Annotated in this window: 22 protein-coding genes; 8 read left to right on the top strand and 14 right to left on the bottom strand. The window is 58.5% G+C overall.

Annotated features, from left to right (window positions below):
- Window positions 1-54 precede the first annotated feature (54 nt).
- Both F8B91_RS07305 and F8B91_RS07310 read left to right on the top strand, forming a co-directional pair.
- Window positions 55-405 (top strand): hypothetical protein, encoded by a 351-nt coding sequence (locus tag F8B91_RS07305; protein ID WP_196503033.1) that lies wholly within the window; start codon window positions 55-57, stop codon window positions 403-405.
- Between the two features lie 103 nt (window positions 406-508).
- Window positions 509-751 (top strand): hypothetical protein, encoded by a 243-nt coding sequence (locus F8B91_RS07310; RefSeq protein WP_196503034.1) that lies wholly within the window; start codon window positions 509-511, stop codon window positions 749-751.
- Between the two features lie 51 nt (window positions 752-802).
- On the opposite strand, the gene F8B91_RS07315 is transcribed toward F8B91_RS07310, so the two are convergent.
- The 3 genes from F8B91_RS07315 to F8B91_RS07325 are packed head-to-tail and all read right to left on the bottom strand — an operon-like array spanning window position 803 to window position 2,660.
- A complete protein-coding gene (locus F8B91_RS07315; protein ID WP_196503035.1) occupies window positions 803-1,225 on the bottom strand; it encodes an organic hydroperoxide resistance protein in 423 nt (140 codons plus the stop codon).
- A 13-nt stretch (window positions 1,226-1,238) separates the two neighbouring features.
- Entirely contained in the window at window positions 1,239-1,697 is a 459-nt protein-coding gene (locus F8B91_RS07320) for a MarR family winged helix-turn-helix transcriptional regulator (protein ID WP_196503037.1), read from the bottom strand.
- Between the two features lie 48 nt (window positions 1,698-1,745).
- Window positions 1,746-2,660 (bottom strand): PfkB family carbohydrate kinase, encoded by a 915-nt coding sequence (locus tag F8B91_RS07325; RefSeq protein WP_196503039.1) that lies wholly within the window; start codon window positions 2,658-2,660, stop codon window positions 1,746-1,748.
- Window positions 2,661-2,730: 70 nt separating this feature from the next.
- Between F8B91_RS07325 and radA the strand changes: the two genes are divergently transcribed.
- The 4 genes from radA (at window position 2,731) to F8B91_RS07345 (ending at window position 7,143) form a co-directional block, all read left to right on the top strand.
- Entirely contained in the window at window positions 2,731-4,122 is a 1,392-nt protein-coding gene (gene radA / locus F8B91_RS07330) for a DNA repair protein RadA (protein WP_196503041.1), read from the top strand.
- Window positions 4,123-4,262: 140 nt separating this feature from the next.
- The gene (locus F8B91_RS07335; protein ID WP_196503042.1) at window positions 4,263-4,952 is read left to right on the top strand and encodes a CvpA family protein; all 690 of its coding nucleotides are present in this window, start codon (window positions 4,263-4,265) and stop codon (window positions 4,950-4,952) included.
- Entirely contained in the window at window positions 4,949-6,412 is a 1,464-nt protein-coding gene (gene purF, locus F8B91_RS07340) for an amidophosphoribosyltransferase (protein ID WP_196503043.1), read from the top strand. Before F8B91_RS07335 ends, purF begins: the two co-directional genes overlap by 4 nt.
- Window positions 6,412-7,143, top strand: coding sequence for an SDR family NAD(P)-dependent oxidoreductase (locus tag F8B91_RS07345; RefSeq protein ID WP_196503045.1), 732 nt, complete (start codon window positions 6,412-6,414; stop codon window positions 7,141-7,143). Before purF ends, F8B91_RS07345 begins: the two co-directional genes overlap by 1 nt.
- 19 nt (window positions 7,144-7,162) lie before the next feature.
- Here F8B91_RS07345 and F8B91_RS07350 read toward each other — a convergent pair whose 3' ends face one another.
- The 7 genes from F8B91_RS07350 to F8B91_RS07380 all read right to left on the bottom strand — a co-directional run bounded on the left by F8B91_RS07350 (window position 7,163) and on the right by F8B91_RS07380 (window position 14,095).
- Entirely contained in the window at window positions 7,163-8,746 is a 1,584-nt protein-coding gene (locus tag F8B91_RS07350; protein ID WP_196503047.1) for a hypothetical protein, read from the bottom strand.
- Window positions 8,747-8,925: 179 nt separating this feature from the next.
- Window positions 8,926-10,320, bottom strand: coding sequence for a ribosome biogenesis GTPase Der (gene der / locus F8B91_RS07355; RefSeq protein ID WP_196503049.1), 1,395 nt, complete (start codon window positions 10,318-10,320; stop codon window positions 8,926-8,928).
- Between the two features lie 8 nt (window positions 10,321-10,328).
- Window positions 10,329-11,060, bottom strand: a complete 732-nt coding sequence (locus tag F8B91_RS07360; RefSeq protein ID WP_196503051.1) for a lipoprotein — start codon at window positions 11,058-11,060, stop codon at window positions 10,329-10,331.
- Between the two features lie 16 nt (window positions 11,061-11,076).
- On the bottom strand, window positions 11,077-11,739 hold the full coding sequence (locus tag F8B91_RS07365) for a tetratricopeptide repeat protein (RefSeq protein WP_196503053.1): 663 nt from the start codon (window positions 11,737-11,739) through the stop codon (window positions 11,077-11,079).
- A gap of 71 nt (window positions 11,740-11,810) precedes the next feature.
- Complete coding sequence (panB, locus tag F8B91_RS07370; RefSeq protein ID WP_196503054.1) at window positions 11,811-12,629, bottom strand: 3-methyl-2-oxobutanoate hydroxymethyltransferase; 819 nt, start codon at window positions 12,627-12,629, stop codon at window positions 11,811-11,813.
- 67 nt (window positions 12,630-12,696) lie between these two features.
- Window positions 12,697-13,467 (bottom strand): hypothetical protein, encoded by a 771-nt coding sequence (locus F8B91_RS07375; RefSeq protein WP_196503056.1) that lies wholly within the window; start codon window positions 13,465-13,467, stop codon window positions 12,697-12,699.
- Between the two features lie 61 nt (window positions 13,468-13,528).
- Complete coding sequence (locus tag F8B91_RS07380) at window positions 13,529-14,095, bottom strand: NnrU family protein (RefSeq protein ID WP_196503057.1); 567 nt, start codon at window positions 14,093-14,095, stop codon at window positions 13,529-13,531.
- A gap of 190 nt (window positions 14,096-14,285) precedes the next feature.
- Between F8B91_RS07380 and F8B91_RS07385 the strand changes: the two genes are divergently transcribed.
- A complete protein-coding gene (locus F8B91_RS07385; RefSeq protein ID WP_196503058.1) occupies window positions 14,286-15,014 on the top strand; it encodes a hypothetical protein in 729 nt (242 codons plus the stop codon).
- A gap of 18 nt (window positions 15,015-15,032) precedes the next feature.
- Window positions 15,033-15,710 (top strand): hypothetical protein, encoded by a 678-nt coding sequence (locus F8B91_RS07390; RefSeq protein ID WP_196503060.1) that lies wholly within the window; start codon window positions 15,033-15,035, stop codon window positions 15,708-15,710.
- Between the two features lie 4 nt (window positions 15,711-15,714).
- On the opposite strand, the gene glgX is transcribed toward F8B91_RS07390, so the two are convergent.
- From glgX to glgC, 4 genes are read right to left on the bottom strand one after another with little or no spacing between them, the layout of a single operon-like run.
- Window positions 15,715-17,535: a glycogen debranching protein GlgX gene (glgX, locus tag F8B91_RS07395; protein WP_196503062.1), complete on the bottom strand. Its 1,821-nt coding sequence runs from the start codon at window positions 17,533-17,535 to the stop codon at window positions 15,715-15,717.
- A gap of 11 nt (window positions 17,536-17,546) precedes the next feature.
- The gene (locus tag F8B91_RS07400) at window positions 17,547-19,163 is read right to left on the bottom strand and encodes an alpha-D-glucose phosphate-specific phosphoglucomutase (protein WP_196503064.1); all 1,617 of its coding nucleotides are present in this window, start codon (window positions 19,161-19,163) and stop codon (window positions 17,547-17,549) included.
- On the bottom strand, window positions 19,160-20,599 hold the full coding sequence (gene glgA, locus F8B91_RS07405; RefSeq protein ID WP_196503066.1) for a glycogen synthase GlgA: 1,440 nt from the start codon (window positions 20,597-20,599) through the stop codon (window positions 19,160-19,162). Before glgA ends, F8B91_RS07400 begins: the two co-directional genes overlap by 4 nt.
- Window positions 20,596-21,864: a glucose-1-phosphate adenylyltransferase gene (gene glgC, locus F8B91_RS07410; RefSeq protein ID WP_196503068.1), complete on the bottom strand. Its 1,269-nt coding sequence runs from the start codon at window positions 21,862-21,864 to the stop codon at window positions 20,596-20,598. The genes glgA and glgC overlap by 4 nt, the downstream gene beginning before the upstream one ends.
- Between the last annotated feature and the right edge of the window lie 32 nt (window positions 21,865-21,896).

Consider the following 21,896-nt stretch of genomic DNA (forward strand, 5'->3'; position numbering starts at 1 on the left):
CGTCCTTTACGCGTACACGTGCAACATCGCCTTAGAACACGTGCGAGGAAATTGATGTTGAAAAAACTTGTTGCGGTCGGCGCTCTTGCGGCGGCAATGTTGACCGGTGCTACCTTCAGCAGTGGTAGCGCAAAGGCGCATGGATGGCACGACGACCATTATTGCTATCCTGACTATCAGACTTATTTCGGCCCGTTCTACCGCCCGTGCCATTTTGCGGGTGGCGGCTGGCATATTCATCACCAGCCCTGGTGGAAATGGCAGGAATATCGCGGCACGCGGGCCTGGTATCATCATCACCGTCATCATGCGACCAGCAAATCCTCGACCAAGTGCTCGTGGCACAGGGATTGGAAGCATGGTCACAAGGTGAGCGTGAAAGTCTGCAAGACGATCTATTGGTAAGCGCGTAACGGCAGGCAGGCCTGGTGGGCCTGCTTTAATTTTGAGACTGACGTTTTAACCCGGCTGGACCCCATGTGGTGCGGCCCTACAAAGGAGCGAAACGATGATCAATAAAGTTATTATGGCCGGCCTTACGGCTGGTGCACTGGCCTTGGGCATGGGGGCTGCTGCAGCACCTGCCAATGCGGGCATTTATATTGGCCTTGGCGGCTTTGGTGGCGGCTATTATCCCCATCACCATGGCTTCTATGGCGGCGGCTGGCATCACAATCATTGCGGCTGGGTGAAGGTGAAGAAGAAGATTAACGGTCACTGGCGCTGGCGTAAGGTCTGGCGCTGCTGGTAAGCAGCTAAAAAGGGCGGGATTTCTCCCGCCCTTTTTTATTGTCCGGTTGCGTTAGACGATATTGGTTGTGACGTTCACATTGCCCTTGATGGAATGCGAATAGGGGCAAACCACATGGCCGCGCTTGGTGAGTTCTTCGGCGGCAGCCTTGTCGAGGCCGGGCAGCGATACATTCAACACCACTTCAATGCCGAAGCCCTGGCCATCATCACGCGGGCCAATGCTGACGGATGGCGAGACGGTGGCATCAGCTGGCATGGCCAACTTGTCACGGCCCGCCACGAAGCGCATGGCGCCCAGATAGCAAGCGCCATAGCCCACGGCGAAGAGTTCTTCCGGATTGGTGCCCTTGCCCGAGCCGCCCATTTCAGTGGGGGTGGCGAGGGTGACGGTGACGCGGCCATTCTCGGTGGCAGAAATGCCGTTGCGGCCATTGCCCGTTGCCTTGGCATGGGCGGTGTATGCAATCTTCATAGGTAGTCTCCTGTTAGGTGGTTTTGGTTTGAGAATGGGCACGCAGGGCCTGGGCCAGCGTGTTGATTTTGGCGGTGAGCGCCTGGGCTTCGGCCAGCGGCAGGCTGCTCGCCTCCAGCACTTGCGGGGGCACGCAACCAATCTCGCCGATCAGGACCTGTCCCTTGCCGGTGAGGTGGATGCGTACAACGCGTTCGTCCTTGGCGTCGCGGCGCCGGGTAATATGGCCCATCGCTTCGAGCCGTTTCAGCAGCGGGGTGAGGGTGTTTGATTCGAGGAACAGCGCCTCGCCCAGCTCATTCACCTTCTGGCTATCCCGGCCCGACAGTGCCACGAGAACGAGGAACTGCGGATAGGTGAGACCGAACTGCTCCAGCAGCCCACGGTAAAGCCGGTTGAAGGCCAGCCCCGCAGCATAGACGGAGAAGCACATCATGTTGCCAATGGGCGGAATGGGCGGGTTTGCGCTCATGCAATCGATATATATCGTGCACGATTTAATCGCAATAGATTTAATACGCTATTTTTGCATGGCTCGTATGAAGCTGAAGGTTTCATCGCGGGTGGGCGCACCCAGCCTGCCGCCGAAGCGCATGCATTTCACGGCTGCGGCAGCACTGCTGATTTCAATGGCTTTGATCTCATCCAGCTTCTCACCCAGGCAAGCAGCGAAGACGCCATGGAAGATATCGCCCGCTGCCAAAGTATCCACGGCTTTGATTTTGTAGGCGGGAATGTGATTGGCAGGGGAACCGGGCATGCATGCGAGCGTGCCCTTCGAACCATCGGTCACTGCGCAGAATACTTTATAGGTCTCTGCCAACCGATGCGTGGCTTCGGCGGAATCCACCTCCGGACCAAACAGAATCTGGCAGGCCGGCAGCGAAGCGACGATGTGAGAGGCTAGCGGCAGGAGCCGGTGAAGGACAACAGGCGGTGCCACATCGGCATCGAATATGCCAGGGATGCCCGCTTGCCGCGCACCAGCCAATGCGAGTGCCGCAGCACCCGGCCAGCGCGCATCAGCAAGGATGACATCAAATTCGTTGAACGCAATATTGGAATGCGGTGGATCGGAGGTAATTTGGGGATCGTAATAGGGAACGATCATCCGTTCTCCCTTCCCGTCGATCAGGATCGTCGCAATGGCGGAGCGGCCACTTTCCACGCGCCTGATGTGAGAGCAATCAATACCCTCGGCGCGCATGTCGTCGATCAACACTTGGCCCACACTGTCATTGCCGACGCTGGCCCAGAGCGAAACATTTGCACCGTGGCGCTTGGCTCCCGTGGCCGCACTCGCGGCCATTCCTGCAGCGGATTGGAGCGCTTCCGTGGGGAGATATTTTCCCGGCTTAGAAGGCAATTCATCGAAGCGGAACAGCGTGTCGTAAGTGAGCGCACCGACGCTCAGCAGATTGGGTACAGATTTCATCCCACTGGTTTATCCAGGTTTGGCGGGCAAAGCTCTTGCGTTCTCTATATGTTCCATGATATGGCTCGGCATGGCCAAATCCTCTTCCACTTATGTCTGCCAATCCTGTGGTGCCGTTTCGCATAAATGGTCGGGGCAATGTGACAGCTGCGACCAATGGAACAGCATTATTGAGGAAAAAACCGATGCCCCGGCCTCCGGTGCCAAGGGTGCGCGGTTGCCCAAGGGGCGCACGACACGGTTGGTGGATCTGAAAGGCGAGAGCCCTGCCCCGCCGCGTATTCTCTCCGGCATTGCAGAGCTGGACCGGGCGACCGGCGGCGGCTTCGTGCCCGGCTCGGCGGTGTTGATCGGCGGCGATCCGGGCATCGGCAAATCGACTTTGCTGCTGCAAGCGCTGGCTGCTCTCGGCACGTCCGGCCAAAAGGTGGTTTATGTCACGGGCGAGGAGGCCATTGCCCAGGTGCGCCTTCGGGCCGCGCGGCTGGGGCTGGCTGACGCGCCGGTGCTGCTGGCGGCGGAAACCAATGTCTCCGACATCATCGCCACGTTGAATGAGGGTGAGCCGCCCGCCGTGGTGGTCATCGATTCGGTGCAGACTTTGTGGTCGCCGGTGATTGAATCCGCCCCCGGCACGGTGTCGCAATTGAAAGCCGGGTCGGAAGCGCTGGTGCGCTTTGCCAAGACCAAGGGGGCCTGCGTGCTGCTGGTTGGGCATGTGACCAAGGATGGCCAGATCGCCGGGCCCAAAGTGATCGAGCATCTGGTCGATACGGTGCTGTATTTCGAGGGTGACCGTGGGCACCAGTTTCGCATCCTGCGGGCGGTGAAAAACCGCTTCGGGCCCACCGATGAAATCGGCGTGTTTGAAATGTCGGATGGCGGCCTGCAGGAAGTGACCAATCCGTCGCGCCTATTCATGGGCGAGGCCGAACAGGCCGCCCCCGGCACGGCGGTGTTTGCTGGCATTGAAGGTACCAGGCCACTGCTGGTGGAAATCCAGGCGCTGGTTTCGCCCTCAACTTTGGGCACGCCCCGGCGCACGGTGGTGGGCTGGGATGGCACGCGTCTGGCGATGATTCTTGCCGTCATTGAAGCGCGGGCGGGTGTCACACTGTCCAACCATGACGTGTTCCTCAATGTGGCGGGCGGCTTGCGGCTGAAAGAGCCGGCGGCTGATCTGGCCGTGGCGGCGGCCCTGCTCTCTTCACTGTCCGACACCATCATTCCGCATGGCACGGTGCTGTTCGGCGAAGTGGCTTTATCGGGTGCCGTGCGCCCTGTGGGCCAGACGGAAGCGCGTTTGAAAGAAGCCCTGAAACTGGGGCTGGACCATGCGGTGATTGCCATCCATGGCGACAAGGCGCCCAAGACCCAGCTGGAAACCAAGGTGCTGGCCACCATTTCCGATCTGGTCGCCTGGGTTGCATCGCGCCGCAAGGGGTTGCGGCGGATCGCCTGATCCAGCTTGTGCGCAGCTCCAGGCCTCACCATATCAAGCGCTTGAAAGCCGCACCCTCTTCTGGGGATTAGGTCTGGTATGGCCCATTCCTTTTGAATATAGAGGGACTCGCAAGTTTCAACGGCATACAAGGGCGGTTCATGTTTCAACTTCTCGATCTCATCCTGCTTGGCATCATGTTGATCTCAGGAGTTCTGGCCCTCGCGCGCGGCTTCACCCGTGAAGTGCTTTCACTGGTGGCTTGGGGTGCCGCCGCTGCGGCCGCCTGGTACGCTATCAAGCAAAAGCAACTCATCGACATGGTGGCCCCACATGTTGATCCAACCCGGCCACAAATCGCCATGGTGATCGTGGGTGCCGCCGCCTTCATCGTGGTGTTGATCATCGTCTCGATCATCGGTGTGCGTGTGTCTGACCGGGTGGTGGATTCATCTGTGGGCGCGGTGGACCGCACTGTCGGTTTCTTCTACGGCCTGGCGCGTGGCCTGGTGCTCGTCGCCATCTGCTACATGTTCTATGGCTGGCTGCTGCCGGTAGAAAAGCAGGAAGACTGGGTGCGCAATGCGGTGTCGTTGCCCGCCATCCGCTGGGTTTCGCAGACCATGCTGGAACACATGCCGCCTGACATTGCGGAAACGCTTTCCAATTCCTCGCTGATCGGCAACGGGCCGGATGGCGCAGGCCAGACCCAGACCGAGAAGACCGATAGCCCCGACAAGACCGATGCCCAACCTGCAGACAAGAATGCAGGCTATACCAATGGCCAGCAGCAGGGCATGGACAATCTGGTGAAGGGCACGCAGCAACAGGACCCGGCCAAAAAACAATGACAGATTTCGACTCTGATTTCGATCTTGATGGCGACACACTGCGCGAAGAGTGCGGTGTGTTTGGCATTTACGGCCACCCTGATGCGGCGGCCCTGACGGCACTTGGCCTGCATGCGTTGCAGCACCGCGGCCAGGAGTCAGCTGGCATCGTTACTTTCGACGGCGAACGCTTCCATTCTGAAAAGCGCATGGGGCTGGTCGGCGATCACTTCTCGTCGGAAAAAGTCATCAACCGCCTGCATGGCACGCAGGCCGTGGGCCATGTGCGCTATTCCACCACGGGCGGTGCCATCCTGCGCAATGTGCAGCCGCTGTTTGCCGAGCTGGCCACCGGCGGCATTGCTGTCGCTCACAATGGCAATCTCACCAATGGTCTCTCGCTGCGCCGCCAGTTGATCGAGAAGGGCGCCATCTATCAATCCACATCAGACTCGGAAGCGATCCTGCATCTCGTGGCACAATCCGGCAAAAAGCGGATGATGGAACGCTATGTGGATGCCATGCGCCAGCTGGAAGGCGCTTACGCCTTAGTCGCGCTCACCAACAAAAAGCTGATTGGCGCGCGCGACCCATTTGGCATCCGCCCGCTGATCATCGGCGAATTGAATGGCGCTTACATCCTGTGCTCGGAAACGGTGGCGCTGGATATTATCGGCGCGAAATTTGTGCGCGAAGTCGAGAATGGCGAAGTGGTGGTGATTTCGGCCGAAGGCCTTGAGTCGCTGCGCCCCTTCCCCAAGCAGCCGGCGCGCCCCTGCATTTTCGAATATGTCTATTTCTCGCGGCCGGATTCAATTCTTGGCGGCCGCTCGGTCTATGATGTGCGCAAGCAGACCGGCAAGCAGCTGGCGCTGGAAGCGCCGGTTGAGGCTGATGTGGTTGTGCCGATCCCCGACAGTGGCGTGCCTGCTGCCATCGGCTATTCGCAGCAGACCGGTATTCCCTTCGAGCTGGGCATCATCCGCAACCATTATGTGGGCCGCACCTTCATTGAGCCCACACAGCATATTCGCGCGTTGGGTGTGAAGCTGAAGCACAATGCCAACAAGTCAGTCGTTGCCGGCAAGCGCGTGGTGCTGGTAGATGATTCCATCGTGCGCGGCACCACTTCAGTGAAGATCGTGCGGATGATGTATGAAGCTGGTGCGAAGGAAGTGCATATGCGCATTTCATCGCCGCCGATCAAACATCCGGATTTTTACGGCATCGACACGCCGGAGCGCAAAGCGCTGCTGGCGGCCACGCATTCGATGGAAGAAATGCGCGCCTTCATTGGTGTAGATAGCCTGGCCTTTGTCTCGGTCGATGGTTTGTACAAGGCGTGCGGCCTGCCCGGCCGTGACAACAACGCGCCGCAATTCACCGATCATGCTTTCACGGGTGACTATCCCACACCGTTGACCGATCTGGGTGGCGAACATGCCAAAAGCGTGCGCGCCATGCTGGCTGAAGCCGGCTGATGTCCAAATCACTCGCAGGTCAAGTCGCCGTTGTCACCGGCGCATCACGCGGGCTTGGCCGGGCCACGGCTTTGGCCCTAGCTCAAGAGGGTGCGCATATCATCGCTACCGCACGCACGCAGGGCGGGCTGGAAGAGCTGGATGATGCGATCAAGGCTGCCGGTTCCACCGCCACGCTGGTGCCAATGGATGTAACGGATTACGCCGGGATCGACCGGCTGGGTGCCGCCATTTTCGAACGCTGGAAGAAGCTTGATATTCTGGTGGGCAATGCCGGCGTGTTGGGCAAGCTGACCCCTGTGCCGCATCTTGATCCCAAAGTGTGGGACGAGGTGATGGCCGTCAATGTCACCGCCAATTACCGCCTGCTGCGCTCGCTTGATCCGCTGCTACGGTTGAGCGAGGCAGGCCGCGCAGTGTTCGTCACTTCAGGGGCGGCCCACAAGGCGCCAGCTTTCTGGGGCGGCTATTCGGTTTCGAAGGCGGCACTCGAAGCCATGGTGAAAACCTACGCGCATGAAATGGAAACCAGCCCGGTGCGCGCCAACTTGTTCAGCCCCGGCCCTACCCGCACCCGCATGCGCGCCAGCGCGATGCCGGGCGAGGATCCGAATTCGCTGCCCTCACCTGAAGAAGTGGCCGCGCAAATCGTGCCGATGTGCAAGGCGGAATTTGAGGATACGGGTGCCGTATACAAATACGCGGCGAGCGGCTTGTTCAAGCAGGGTTAGATCAAGTTTAGATTATTCACTAGTCTGGCTTTCTTGCGCGCACAAAAGCCCCGTCTTTTTCAAATTCGATTTCGTTGAGTTGCTGTGTCAACGCGTCAAAGCGAGCGACAAGGGCAGGATCCGTCGATTTGTTGCCGGCCTTTTTGGCGTCTTGAATCTGCTGAATGACGTCGGCGTAATCCTTTTCCAATTGCTGCTGAGTTGCGCCCAAGGGGGAAGCAGAAGCCACAGTGTAGGGATCGCAGAGGAACTTAATCATTTGGCGTTGGCGCCACGGAAGGAAAGTCCCGGTCAGCGCAGGAGAAAGGCCGCCTGATGCACTGACCTGAAGAAAGCCAAGGCTTGGAGGCCACATGATTGTAGCTGCGTCAAGTTTTGCAACAGGTTTGTCGGACGCATCGCTGTGACAGCCAGTGCACGTCACGGCGGTGGCTCTCCAGCCAATTTCAGCAGAGGTCAGGGGGCGTCTGGGATCAATTCCCAATGTCGCCAGCTTGGCATTGATGTCACCATTCATCGATCCCAGTTTGGCAAAAGGGCTATCGGAACCATCTTCGTTGCTTTGAAATTCGTTGAAACCGTCATCAAATTTTGCACCAATCGAATTTATCAGGTCTTGCCGATAGATTTCCAGATCGGTCGCAGAGCCTGAATTCGGTGCCGACATGGTCAATTCCGGGTTGGCAAAATCTGACAGATATTGACCCAAGAACTCCGAATGAAATGATTGCCTTACTTGCTCCTGTTTCGGAACATCCAGTGCGCCGGAAGAATCATCGCCATAGAGCTCCGCAAGCGGGTTACTTTTTACCGTCACCGGCACAAAAGACATACCCAGACCTTGGGGACCAAAAGGTGCAATTTTCCATTCACGAAGCTGCCAAGGGCTACCCACAACCGAATTTGAACGCACCTGCCCGAGCGGCATTCCATAGTTTTGCACTGATACAACAGGCGGGAACCCGGCCACGCCATCGTAATATAAATTCGACAGGTCTTTGGCGATGTCGTCCGAAGATTTGTTTGAAAGATCCTGCCAAAATTCAACTAATGGCCGGCAACCCTTCGGACCCAATTCCGGATGCGGATTTTTGAGCGACGCCTCGAAAATCATGGACGTCAGTGCTGTAGGACCTCCCGCATAGACAATTCGATATTCGCCACAATTATTCCAGTCAGCGGGAGCCAGGTCGAGCCGATTGAACAACGCAACAGGCCGAAAACCAGTGCTCGGATCGAGCACCTTGGCCGGGTCGATCGCTACTTCGGCTGGACGCGGATCAACCTTGATCCGGAGTGCAGTCTTCAAATTTACCTGTTCTGCCGAAACCAGGGATGACAACAGCGTTTGAACAAGCCCTTGTCTGTTTGCCGGAGTGTTGGGCACTGACAGCGAAGCGAGGATATTTCCAATCGTCCGAGCAAACGAGAAATCCTGCTTAGAAATTATCGAAGCATCATTTACGGCGAGAGAACGCTCAATTGTAATCGTGGGGGGAGCGGTCGCACAATCTGTTGAGGAGATGTCGGCCGCGCTGACCGATGATGCGGTCGCAAAAATACACGAAAGCATGCTGGCGTAGCGACGAGTAAATCTGGCCACTGATCGATGAACCATAAGTGCGTTGTCCCGCTTTTGTCAGTGACACAATCCCTGGATGGATTTCGCTGGCAATTCGCTAAATCAGTGAAGTATCAGAGAGAAGCTCCAAATACCGGCTTCTGCCAGCTGCCTTGGCCAATGGCCAATGGCCAAGAAGATTCCGGCTCTGAAAGCGAGCGCTACTTCCGCCCGTCGTCGAACGGGTTCTTGCTGCCACGCAATGCGAAGCGGATCGGGATGCCTTCGAGGCCCATGGTTTCGCGCAGGCCGTTCATCAGATAGCGCTGGTAAGTTGTCGGCAGTTTTTCGAGCTGGTTGCCGAACAAGGCAAAAGTTGGCGGCCTGGCATTGGCTTGCGTGCCGTAGCGGATCTTGATGCGGCGGCCACCGGGTGCGGGCGGCGGATTGCGCTGCACAGCTTCTTCAAGCCAGAGGTTGAACTTTCTGGTGGAGATGCGGATGTTCCACTTCTTCTCTGCAGCTAGCACTGCCTTCATCAGCGGGCCTTCGCCCCGGCCCTGCTTGGCCGAGAGCGTGACAATGGGAAGGCCGCGCACATCCGGCAAGATATCTTCCATGATCTCGTTGACCTTGCGCATCGCAGCGTTCTTGTCTTCGACCAGATCCCACTTGCTCAAGGCCAGCACCAAGGCACGGCCCTCGCGCGCGACGAGATCACACAGTGTCAGGTCCTGCTTTTCGATGGAGACCGAAGCATCGACCAGCACCACCACCACTTCGGCATATTTCACGGCGCGCAATGCATCGCTGACCGAGAGCTTTTCCAGCTTCTCCTTCACCTTGCCCTTGCGGCGGATGCCGGCTGTGTCCCACAGCTTGATTTCGCGGCCGCCCCATTCCCAGTCATTGGCAATCGCATCGCGGGTGATGCCAGCTTCCGGGCCAGTGAGCATGCGCTCTTCGCCCAACAGCGCGTTCACCAGCGTGGATTTACCAGCGTTAGGTTGGCCGATGATGGCCAGGCGCAAGGGGCGCAACGGGCGTTCCGGCGCTTCGATATCCGGATTGAAAGGCTCTTCGATCTCTTCTTCTTCGGCCGGAGCCTGACGCTTCAGGTCAGCAACAACCAGTGGCTTCACCACATCATAGATGGCCTCAAGGCCTTCGCCGTGTTCGCCAGAAATCGGGAAGGGTTCGCCCAGGCCCAGGCTGTAGGCTTCCGCCACCTGCTGCTGCAGCGCGCGGGTTTCGGCCTTGTTGGCCAGCACGGTGACGGGCTTGCCCAGCTTACGGATACGTTCGGCAAAATGCTGGTCCACGGGGGTCACGCCTGCGCGCGCATCAATGACGAAGAAAATATGATCGGCCAGGCGCGCGGCTTCGGCGGCCTGATCGCTCATGCGGGCTTCCAGCGAGCCCTTCTTGGCCTCGTCAAAACCAGCAGTGTCAAACACCTGGAATTCGATATCGGCGATGCGGGCAAGGCCTTCGCGGCGGTCTCGGGTGACGCCGGGCTGATCATCGACCAGCGCCAGCTTCTGCCCGATCAGCCGGTTGAAGAGCGTTGACTTGCCGACATTTGGCCGCCCGAGGATGGCGACGGTGACTGTCATCTATGCCGTCACTGACCCTGCGGCTGCGGTGCGGCCGGAACGGCAGGAGCCGTCGCATCAGGCGCAGTCGCTGTTGTGGCAGGCACGGCAGGCTTCTTCTTTTTCACAATCTTCTTTTTGGCCACGGTCTTGGCAGTCGCGGCACCATCCTTGGCAGGAGCCGCCGGATCAGTGATCACCGAGTTCGGATCAAGATTAGCCTTGGCTGCATCAGCAGCTGTTGCCGGCGCCTTAGACGCTGTCTTCACCACGGCGGGGGCTGCGCCCTTGGCAGTGGTGGCGGTGGACTTTGCGGTGGTGGTTGCTGTCTTGGCCGTTGTGGTCGCGGCACCCTTTGCCGTTGTCACGGCGCCCTTGGCACCGGTCGCAGCCTTGGTGGCCATCGGCGTAACTGGCTTCACCGGTGAAATGGGGGCAACCGGATCTGGAGCGATCGGTTCGGGGCAGAGATCAACCTTGGGGTCGCAGCCGCCGGCAGCCGGCGCGGAGGCGCGCGGCATCGTCGATGCCTGCTGTGTGCCAGGAGCCATTGGCGTCTGCTGGATGGCGTTGTTGGCTTGTCCGGGCGGGGGCTGCTGGCCGGTGACGGTCGGGTCCTGGGCCGACTGCTGGTCTGGCGGCAGGATTTCCTGGCGCTGGCCCGGCAAGGTTGAATCGTCGATCTGGCCGGTGGCACGCTTCAGCGTGGTGCAGCCCGACAGCAAAGCGACTGCCATGGCCGCGATAATGAGTTTCTTCATCTCTAAAATATCCCCTCTACTTGGCCGGCAGATTGGGCGCCAAAAGCTGCAACATCAGCTCCGCCCTCTGCTTCAGGCCCTGCGATGCCTTGGCATCCACGCTGATCGCGTTAAAATACCGGTCGGCCATTGCGTAATCCTTCACACGGTAAGCAGACAGACCGAAAATCTCGCGGGCCTGGTTGTGCCAAAGCGCGTCATCCTTATCGTAGCGGCCCAACCTTGTGAGCAACTGATCAGGCGATTGGCTGTCCACCAGCAGGTAACCAGCGCGAATCCTTGCCAAATCGACCAGAGCGGGATCATTGGAAGCATCCGTCGCAAAGGCGTCATAGGCGGCCACGGCCTTGTCGGCATCACCCTTCTTGCCAAGGATGGCGGCCTGTTCCAGCTTGGCCAACTGGGCAAAGCCGGCATGGCGGATCACCGAAAGATCAGCCAAAGCATCATCGGGCTTACCGTCCGTGGCCTTGCGCAGCGCGTCATAATAGATGGCGCTGGCATCTTCAGCTTGCTTCTTTTCGTAATATTTCCAGCCCTGCCAGCCCGCGATAGCAGCAATGAAAAGCAAGGCGGCAGCCGTGATCAAACGGCCATGGCGCGTCCACAGCTTCTTGTATTCTTCCTGGCGAACTTCCTCGTCCACCTCGCGAAAAATCGCGTCGTTATTATCGCTCAAAATCAGGCTCCCTCAAGCTGGGGTGGGGGGTAGAGCAGCAATGCCGCCAAATCAAGGCAATTTGCGGCGGCTCAATCCTTCATGTCATAGGTATTACGGGGCTCCGGGAAGCGCCGCTCACGCACATCATCGGCATAGGATTTGATGGCGCCATCAATGGCTTGTGCCACTTTGCCGAATTCCTTGACGAATTTGGGCACACGGGGGCTGAGGCCCAGCATGTCTTCCATCACCAGGATCTGGCCGTCGCAAGCGGCGGACGCGCCGATGCCGATCGTTGGAATGTCTATCATTTTGGTAATCTTGGCGGCCAAAGGTTCGGCCACGGCTTCGACCACCACGGCGAAGGCGCCTGCCTCTGCCACGGCCACGGCGTCCGCCTCGATGGCGGCCCATTGGGCCTTTTCGCGGCCTTGGGTCTTGAAACCGCCAAAGGCGTTGATGGCTTGAGGTGTGAGGCCGATATGCGCCATGACCGGAATGCCGCGCTCGGTGAGGAACTTGATGGTTTCCGCCATGCGGATGCCGCCTTCAAGCTTGATCGCCCCGCATTCGGTTTCCTTGATCACGCGGGCCGCGTTGCGAAACGCCTGGGCCGGGCTTTCTTCGTAAGACCCAAACGGCATATCGACCACGACCAACGCGCGCCTGGCCCCGCGCGCCACGGCGCGGCCATGCATGATCATCAGATCCAGCGGCACCGGCAAAGTGGTTTCGTAACCATGCATCACCATGCCGAGTGAATCACCCACCAGAAGGAAATCCACATACTTGTCAGCGATGGCCGCAGTGTGGGCGTGGTACGAGGTGAGTGAGACGATGGGAGCGCCGCCTTTGCGCGCGCGGATTTCAGGCGCGGTAAGGCGTTTAAGCGGTGTGTGCTGGGACATTGCTCTATCTTAGCTTTTACGCTGCACAAAATGAAGGGGCCGGATAAGCAATGGTTAGCGTACGAGCTTACCAACCGTGAACGAGGTCTGACAGACCCTTGGGTACCGCATATTCCAGCTTGCTGTCTTCGAAGGGCACCTGGAATGTCGATGACTCCGGTTTCCCTTCAGATGTTCCGGTGACCTTGACCACGAGGGGATAGAAGCGGGTCGCCTCCTTTGCGGTGTCGATCAGAATTTCGGTCTGGAGATTGGTACAGGCATCTTTCTCACAGGCCCCGGAGTCATCGGATGCATTCGGAATGTCCCCGACTTCGGCCACCTTGTCGCCCACCGGGGCGAAAATAGTGGTGTGCGTCGCGAAATAGCCCTGGTTCCCGTAGCCGGAAATGACAAACCACGCAAAAGCATCGGGTCCGATTTTGCGAACAGCGACGTCATCTTCCGAAGGCGGATTGCCCATCCCGCCGCTGGCCCAAAAGAGATTGCTTCTTGCTACTTCCTTCAGGCCACTGGCCTTCGCCTCAAACACTACGTAGCCGGAATAGCCCGCTGCGGCGTGATAGTCTTCAAGGCCACCATTTTCGTCAAGCTTGCTGCCACCCATTGATGCAAACAACAAATGCCGCGATCCCATCTCCACGTCGGAGAATGTGGTCGGGCGCATGCAATATTGTTCTCCTTCTTTCTTTCCGATCCAGCATTTGTGTTGCTTACTATAAGGTCCGTAGCTGGAAGCCATCGCAGCTTTCCAAAATGCTTTCTGGTTTGCAGAGAATTTTGATGAGCTGGCATTGCTGGCAACCGTCTGCGGCACAGCCAGCAGAACCAGTGCCATCAAAACCAGCTTTGGAAATCTGTACCTCTGCCGTCGGATAAATTCCCCGCCGACCATGCAACTACCCCGCTACATGCACGCCCAAGACATAGGGATGAAACAGTGTCACAAGCAGTAAAGTCAATATTAAACCCACAATCACCGCGATAATGTCCGAGCGCCAGCGGGGTTCGAAATTGGGTTTCTTGCCGCGCGCCATGGAGGCGGCGATGTCGATCAGCGCGACAACCAAAATCGTACCCCATATCCACACCGCAGCTGTCTTGCCGACACTCAGCAAGTGCCCCGTCGCCCAAGCTGCAAGGCCGATGGAGAACGGATTTTGCAGCCACAGCTTGATGTGGCTTTTGCCGTGAATGGACGAAATCAGGATCATCCCGATGGTGGCAAGGCCAATGGTGGCGTGCCGCATGGAACCATCAGGCGCGTAGAGCATCTCGCCGGAACCACGCGTCACCCAATACGCGTAGATCATCAAGACAACACCGATAGTGCTGACGAGGCTATAGGTGCCCCGATAAGCGCCCGTGCCCCAACTTGCCATGAGCTTTGCCCGCGTGGCGGGCAAAAGGCTGGTGAACAAATGGGGCAAAGCAAAAAGCAACAAGCCCGGATAAAGTGCTGACATGATTCATCCTTATTGATTTGAGACAGCTTAACACGGCCTGCGCAAAGGTTGCATCCAGCGTGCGCGTTAACGAAAACCACGCAAATTCAGAGCGATGGCCCTGAGTGCACCTATACGGGAAGGTCTGCCCATGCTAGAAACCCGCTCGAATTACCGTAGCGGACGGTTCAATCCTGATTGGAGGCTTACCATGAAACCAACTCTCATTCTCGTCGGCGCTGACAAGGGCGGCGTGGGCAAAACCACCATGGCCCGTGCATTGCTCGACTATTTTGCGCGCAACAAGGTGAGTGCGCGCGCCTTCGACACGGAAAATCCGCGGGGCAGCCTGCACCGCTTCTATCCGCAGCTGGCCGAGATCATTGACCTCGCCCATGTAGCCGACCAGATGAAGGTTCTGGATACGATGGAAAACAGCCCGGTGCGCGCCACTGTGGTGGATTTGAAAGCTGGCAATCTTTCTTACGCCCTCGACCTGTTTGAACGCATCGGCGTTCTGGAAGCTGCCCGCAACGGCGTATTCAATATGGGCCTCGTTCACGTTGTTGGTCCGTCGATCGCATCGCTGGATGAAATCGGCGAGATTTCGAAATATCTGCAGGGCATCCAATATCTGGTGGCCCGCAACACGATCAACGAAACCAATTTCTTCGAATGGGATGAAGCCACCCAGAAGAAGTATTTCTCTGCAATTCCGAAGGCCCAGGAAATCACAATTCCGAAGCTGAATGAGATGGCCTACGAGCAGGTTGATCTTGCTGGTGTCACCTTCTCCAACTTCATCGCCAACAAGACGGCAGCGGGCGATGCGGCCAAGTTCTCGTTTGTTCTGCGTGGTTACGTCAAGAAGTGGTGTGCGGAAATCGACGAAGAATTCGCACGCGTGCAGCTTCTGCAAGAAATCATGACTGCTCCCTAAATCCGGAAGGGAAGCCGCGTGGCAGACAAGCCCACGGTTTACATCGTAGCATCTGACCAGAACCGCAACGGCAAGACATTGCTGTCGCGGCTGGTGGTTGATTATCTGCTTCTCGACGGAAAAGACCCTTTCGCCATCGACACCGATGCGCCGGAAGGGCCTTTGCGCCAGATGTTTCCGGGGCGCACGCTACTGGCTGATTTTGCCCAGATGCAGGGGCAGATGAAACTGTTCGACACCATCTTGGCCTCACCCGGACGCGACTATGTGATCGACTTACCCGTGCGGCACATGCTGCCATTCTTCAAGGCGCTGAAGGAACTGGACTTTCTGAACGAGCTGAAGACGCGCGGCTTCCGCATCATTGTGTTTTTCATCGTGGACCGCACGCAGAGTTCATTGCGTGCCGCCTATGAAACAAGCGAGATTAAGGGCATCGACTTGTTCGCACCGGTGGTGAATGAGAATGTGGGAACGTCCTGGCCCGACGATGCGGCGCTTACGCTGCAGGCCCTGCCCCGCGATGTGGCCATTGCGATTTCCGAGCGGCGCTTTTCCATCCGCAATTTCGTGCTGGGTGACGAGCAAGGTTTGCATGAGCAACAACGGCTGGCGCTCAACGGATTCCTCACGCGGGCGCTGAGTGATTTGAGCGGGCTTGATGTGGAACTCTCTCTGCAGAAGTTGCGCAAGTAGAGAACTAGACTTCCTCAAACACCGACACAGAATTCGCCGGGCAACCTGAAACATCAGCAGACGAAAAAATCCGCTTCCAGGTTTTCGGCGCGTGCGGTTTCAAATTCATTTGCGTGGCATCACCGGCATTGAACGCCAACGCGATGCGCTTGCTGCCGTTTATCAGCGTGAGGCCGAGGAATGCATTGTGCGGCTGGTTCCAGTTGAGGGGATCGCCATCCTTGTCAAACCAGTGCGCCTCGCCCGCGACTACAAATCTGTCTTCAAGGAAAGTCGCAAGTTGTTGCCGTAGTGCATTCAAATTGCTGGTAAAATTAATTTTATTCGCATCGGCATTCTGCCAGTCCAGCCAGGTAATTTTGTTGTCCTGGGCATAGGCGTTGTTGTTGCCATTCTGTGTGCGGCCGAATTCGTCGCCGGCGGTAATCATCGCAGTGCCGCGTGAGAGCATGAGGGTTGCCAGCAGCGCTTCCACATTGCCGGCGGGCCAAGTGACTTCACTGGAATTGCCGTCGCGATTGCCTTCACCATTGGCTTCATTCTGCTTCACCGAGAAACGGGTGAGATCAGCCAAGGTGAAACCATCGTGTGCGGCGATGAAGTTGATGCTGGCGGAGGGTGCACGGTTCGCGAACAAGTCGGAAGAGCCGCAGAGCCTGGTAGCCATCTGGTTCGCGGCCCAATCATCCCCGCGCCAGAAGCGGCGCACGCCGTCGCGGTATTGATCATTCCATTCTGACCACGGTGGCGGAAAATGGCCGACCTGATAGCCGCCCGGGCCCACATCCCATGGCTCGGCGATCAGGATGCGCGAGGCCAGCACCTCATCATTCGTGATGGCCTCGATCAGCGGCGCGTTCGACACAAACCCCTGATCGGTGCGGCCCAGCACGGTGGCAAGATCGAAGCGATAGCCATCGAGACCGCATTTCAAAACCAGATGGCGCAGGCTGTCGATCACCATCTGGGTGACAGGCGGATTGTTGCAAGCCAGCGTGTTGCCGCAGCCGGTATCATTGTGCAGCACGCCATGGGTTTGCGCATAGTAAGTGGCGTTGTCGAGTCCGCGGAACGACAGCGTGGGCCCGAACACATCGCTCTCGCCGGAATGGTTGAACACCACGTCGAGGATTACCTGAATGCCGGCGGTGTGCAGCTTTGCGATCGCGGCTTTCAGCTCGACCCAGCCGCCGGGGCACAGGCGCGGATCGGGCGCGAAATATTGCACCGGGTTATAGCCCCAAGCGTTGGTGAGGCCGAGCGGACCGAGATGCCGCTCATCAATCCAGGCATGCAGCGGCATCAGCTCGATCGTATCGACGCCGATATGCTGCAGGTGCTTGATGATGGCGGGCTCGCCCAAAGCCGCTACGGTGCCACGCAATTTCTCTGGTACCTCAGGATGCAGCCTGGTGAAACTCTTGATGCCCAGTTCATAGATCAGGCGCGGTTTGCTGATAGGGCGCAGCGGAAGATCGGGCAGCGCCGCCTCCGCCAGGCATTTGGGAACCAATGCGGCCGTGTCGATGCCACGATGGCCCAGCGGCGGCTCGTAAGTGAAATGGCCGGAAAGCCTGGTGCCATAGGGATCAGCAAGAAGCTTGCTGTCATCGAACAGGAGCCCCTCTTCCGGCCCCCACGGGCCTTGCAGGCGAAAGCCATATTGCGTTCCGGTTTTCACACCGGGAACGAAACCGCCGAAAACTTCGCCTGTTTTGATGAGGGGATATTTGGTTTCTGCCAAGCCATCGAAGGTGCAGAACCAGGCGGCGGTGCCATCGCGCGAATAGACGGCCACATCTGCGCCATCGCCGCGCAGATGCACACCTAACGGGCTCAGGTGATTACCGTGGGTTCAGCACGGCCCGTAAGTTTTTCGATCTGTGCCACATCGCGCGCCAGCTTGATGAGCGCTGCCAGCGCCACTTGCGGATCGGCATCATGCTTCTTCGCGTCAGCCTCATAGTCCTCGATATAGACGCGCAACGTGGCGCCCGACGTGCCAGTGCCAGAGAGGCGGTAGATGATGCGCGCACCATTGGCGAAAATCAGGCGGATGCCCTGGCCTTCGGTGTGCGAGCCATCCACCGGATCGTCATAGGCGAAGTCATCGGCCTTCACGATGTTGTGTTGGCCGACCAACTTCGAAAGCTGCGCACGCAGGCCACTCATCAAGGCATTGGCGGCATCGCTGGCCACTTCTTCGTAGTCGTGGCGGGTGTAATAGTTGCGGCCATATTCGGCCCAGTGGCCCTTCACAATGTCAGCCACCGATTGTTTGCGAGCGGCCAGGATATTCAGCCACATCAAAACGGCCCAGACGCCGTCTTTTTCGCGCACATGGTTTGAACCCGTGCCGAAGCTTTCCTCGCCGCAAATGGTGGCCTTGCCGGCATCCAGAAGATTGCCGAAGAATTTCCAACCGGTGGGCGTTTCGAAATGGTTGATCTTCAACTTGGCCGCCACGCGGTCTGCCGCGCAGGAAGTGGGCATGGAGCGCGCCACGCCGGCGATACCGCCCTTATAACCGGGTGCCAGTTGGGCGTTGGCGGCGATGATGGCAAGTGAATCCGACGGCGTGACATAGATACCCTTGCCCACGATCAGGTTGCGGTCACCATCGCCATCGGATGCCGCACCGAAATCCGGGCCCTTGCCGCCGATGACCAAATCACAGAGTTCCTTGGCGTGAACGAGATTTGGATCCGGGTGATGGCCGCCGAAATCCGGCAGCGGCACGCCATTCATCACCGTGCCTTTAGCCGCACCGAGCAAGCCCTCAAAAATCCGCGTGCCATATGGCCCGGTGATCGCCGACATGCCATCGAATTTCATGGTGAAGCCGGAGGCAAGCAGCGCCTTGATGGCGGGGAAATCGAACAGGCTTTGCATCAGCGTGGCGTAGTCCGCCACCGGGTCGATCACTTCGACGCTCATGCCTTCGATGGTGCTGGAGCCGATCTTGCCGAGATCGATGTCGGCCGCTTCGACCGTCTTGTAAGTGCTGATCGTCTTGGTTTGCGCGAAGATGGCTTCGGTGACTTTTTCGGGTGCGGGGCCGCCATTGCCGCCATTATACTTGATACCGAAATCACCATCCGGGCCGCCGGGATTGTGGCTGGCCGAGAGGATGATGCCGCCGAAGGCCTTGTTCAGACGGATCACATGCGAAGCGGCGGGCGTGGACAGCAAACCGCCCTGCCCGGTGATCACCTTGCCGAAGCCGTTGGCGGCCGCCATGCGAATGGCGATCTGCACCACGCGGTCATTGTAGAAGCGGCCATCGCCGCCGATCACCAGCGTCTTGCCCTTGAAACCATCGAGCACGTTGAAAATCGACTGGATGAAATTCTCGGTGTAATGAGCCTGTTGGAAAACCGTGACCTTCTTGCGCAGGCCCGATGTGCCCGGCCGCTGGCCATCGAATGGCTTGGTCTCAACCGTCTTGATCATTTCGCGTCCCCGGCAATCATGTTTTTATAGAGTTCGTGGTAAGCCGCAGCGCTGCGCCGCCAGGACACATCAGCTTGCATGCCGCGTTCCTGAATCATGCGCCACACTTTCGGCTGCTTGTAGAGATTGTCGGCCCGTAGCAGCGCACCCCAGAGGGTAAGGCCATCGACCGGCACGAATTGAATACCGGTGGCCACGTTGGCACCAAGGGCTGCATCATTGGCGTCAATCACCGTGTCGGCCAGGCCGCCCACGCGGGCGACTAGCGGCACGCAGCCATAGCGCAGGCCGTAAAGCTGGGTCAGGCCGCAAGGCTCGAAGCGCGATGGCACCAGCATTGTATCGGCCCCACCCTGCACCAGATGCGAGAGCTGTTCGTCATAGGCAGTAACCAGACCGACGCGACCCTTGTGGCGGGTGGCGGCAGCGCGGAAGGCTTGCTCGATGCCGGGCTCACCGGTGCCCACCACGGCAACGCGGCCACCGGATTCGACCAGGCTGTCGAGCAGCGAGGCGAAAATATCGAGGCCCTTCTGCCAGGTCAGCCGCGAGACAACCCCGTGGATGATGCCGTCACCCGGATGCAGCGCGAAACGTTTTTCCAGTTCGGTCTTGTTGGCGCGGCGCTTGTCGATGCTTTTGGAACTGTAGGATTGAACCAGCGCCGAATCCTTCTCCGGATTCCACACGGCGTCATCAATGCCATTGACGATGCCGGAGAGCACGCCGCGCCGCTGCTGCAACAGACCCTCAAGGCCCATGCCGTAATTGGCGGTGCAGATTTCCTGCGCGTAGGTGGGGCTGACGGTGGAGAGTGCGGTGGCCGATGCCAGACCACCTTTGAGGAAGCTGACATTGCCATAATATTCCACGCCATCGAGCGCGTAAGCCTGATGCGGCAGATTGAGCGTGGGGAAAATTTCTGGCGCGAACACGCCCTGGAAGGCGATGTTGTGAATGGTGAGGAGCGATTTCGGCCCGCCACGATAGCGCAGGTAACAAGAGGCCAGTGCCGCCTGCCAATCATGGCCGTGCAGCAGATCGGCCTTGTAGTTGCCATAGGTGCCGCGCGCGGTTTCAGCGGCGACTTCGGCGAAGACGGCAAAGCGCCTGGCATTATCCGGCCAGTCGCGACCATCGGGCCCGAGATAGGGATTGCCAGGCCGGTTGAAGAGATGTGGTGCGTCCAGCACAATCACATCCAGCCCCTTGGCCTTGGCGCGGCGCAGAACAGCAGGCGCGCCGGAGAGATTTTCGAAGTGATGCAGTTCCTGCGGCTTTTCGAGCGCATTGAGCACGGCCGGATAGCCGGGCACAAAGCTCGTCATCTCGACGCCATGCACATTCAGTGCTGCCGGCAAGGCGCCCGCCACATCGGCAAGACCGCCCGTCTTGATCAGAGGAAAGATCTCGGAGGCGACCGACAGGACCTTCATTCGTTGGCGATCCTGTCAATCATCGGCTGGGTGATGAGGCAGATGCCGGATTCCGTGCGTCGGAAACGCTTGCCGTCGAGGATTGGATCCTCGCCCACGATCAGGCCTTCCGGGATGTTCACGCCGCGGTCAATCACCACTTTGTAAAGCCTGGCATTGCGGCCCACATGAACGTGCGGCAGGACCACGGCTTCTTCCAGCGAGGAATAGGAATTCACACGACAGCCGGTGAACAGCATGGTGCGGCGGATCAAACCGCCCGAGACGATGCAGCCGCCGGAGACGAGTGAGGCTATGGCTGAGCCGCGACGGCCTTCAAGGTCATGCACGAATTTTGCCGGAGGCGAGACTTCCGAGTGAGTCCAGACCGGCCATTCGCGATCATAAAGATCAAGGCCGGGTACTGCTTCACAGAGATCGAGATTGGCTTCCCAATAGGCGTCGATGGTGCCGACATCGCGCCAATAGGCTTCCTTCTCGGTTTCAGCACGGACGCAGGACTTGGTGAAGCGATGCGCCACCGCCTTGCCGCCCTTGACGATCTTCGGGATGATGTCCTTGCCGAAATCGCGGCTGGAGCCCGGCGTTGCTGCATCTTCCTTCAGCAGCTTGAACAGATATTGCGTTTCGAAAACATAGATGCCCATCGAGGCCAGCGCCATGTCGGGGTTGCCGGGAATGCCCGGCGGATCCTTGGGCTTTTCAATGAAATTGATGATGCGGTCTTTCTCATCCACATGCATCACGCCGAAACCGACGGCTTCCATGCGCGGTACTTCGAGCACGCCGATCGTTACATCAGCGCCAGAATCCACATGATCCTGGAGCATGATTTCATAGTCCATCTTGTAGATGTGATCGCCCGCCAAGATGACCATGTATTTCGGCTTGTAGTCATCAATGATGTCAAGGTTCTGGAACACGGCATCGGCGGTGCCGGCATACCACTGATCTTCGGAGACGCGCTGCGAGGCAGGCAGAATATCGAAGCTTTCATTGCGCTCGGTGCGGAAGAAGTTCCAGCCGCGCTGCAAATGGCGGATCAGCGAATGGGCCTTGTATTGCGTGGCCACGCCGATGCGGCGGATGCCGGAATTCATGGCGTTGGAAAGTGCAAAATCAATGATGCGCGACTTGCCGCCGAAGGGCACCGCCGGCTTGGCGCGAATGTCGGTCAATTCCATCAGGCGGCTGCCGCGCCCGCCGGCCAGAACGTAAGCCATGGTATCGCGGGCGAGCGGTGAGTTTTTGCGTTGTGTGGCCATCGTTTTCTTCCCCGTTTTTTAGTGTCTTTGTC

The organism is Aestuariivirga litoralis, from assembly GCF_015714715.1.
GTDB lineage: Bacteria > Pseudomonadota > Alphaproteobacteria > Rhizobiales > Aestuariivirgaceae > Aestuariivirga > Aestuariivirga litoralis_A.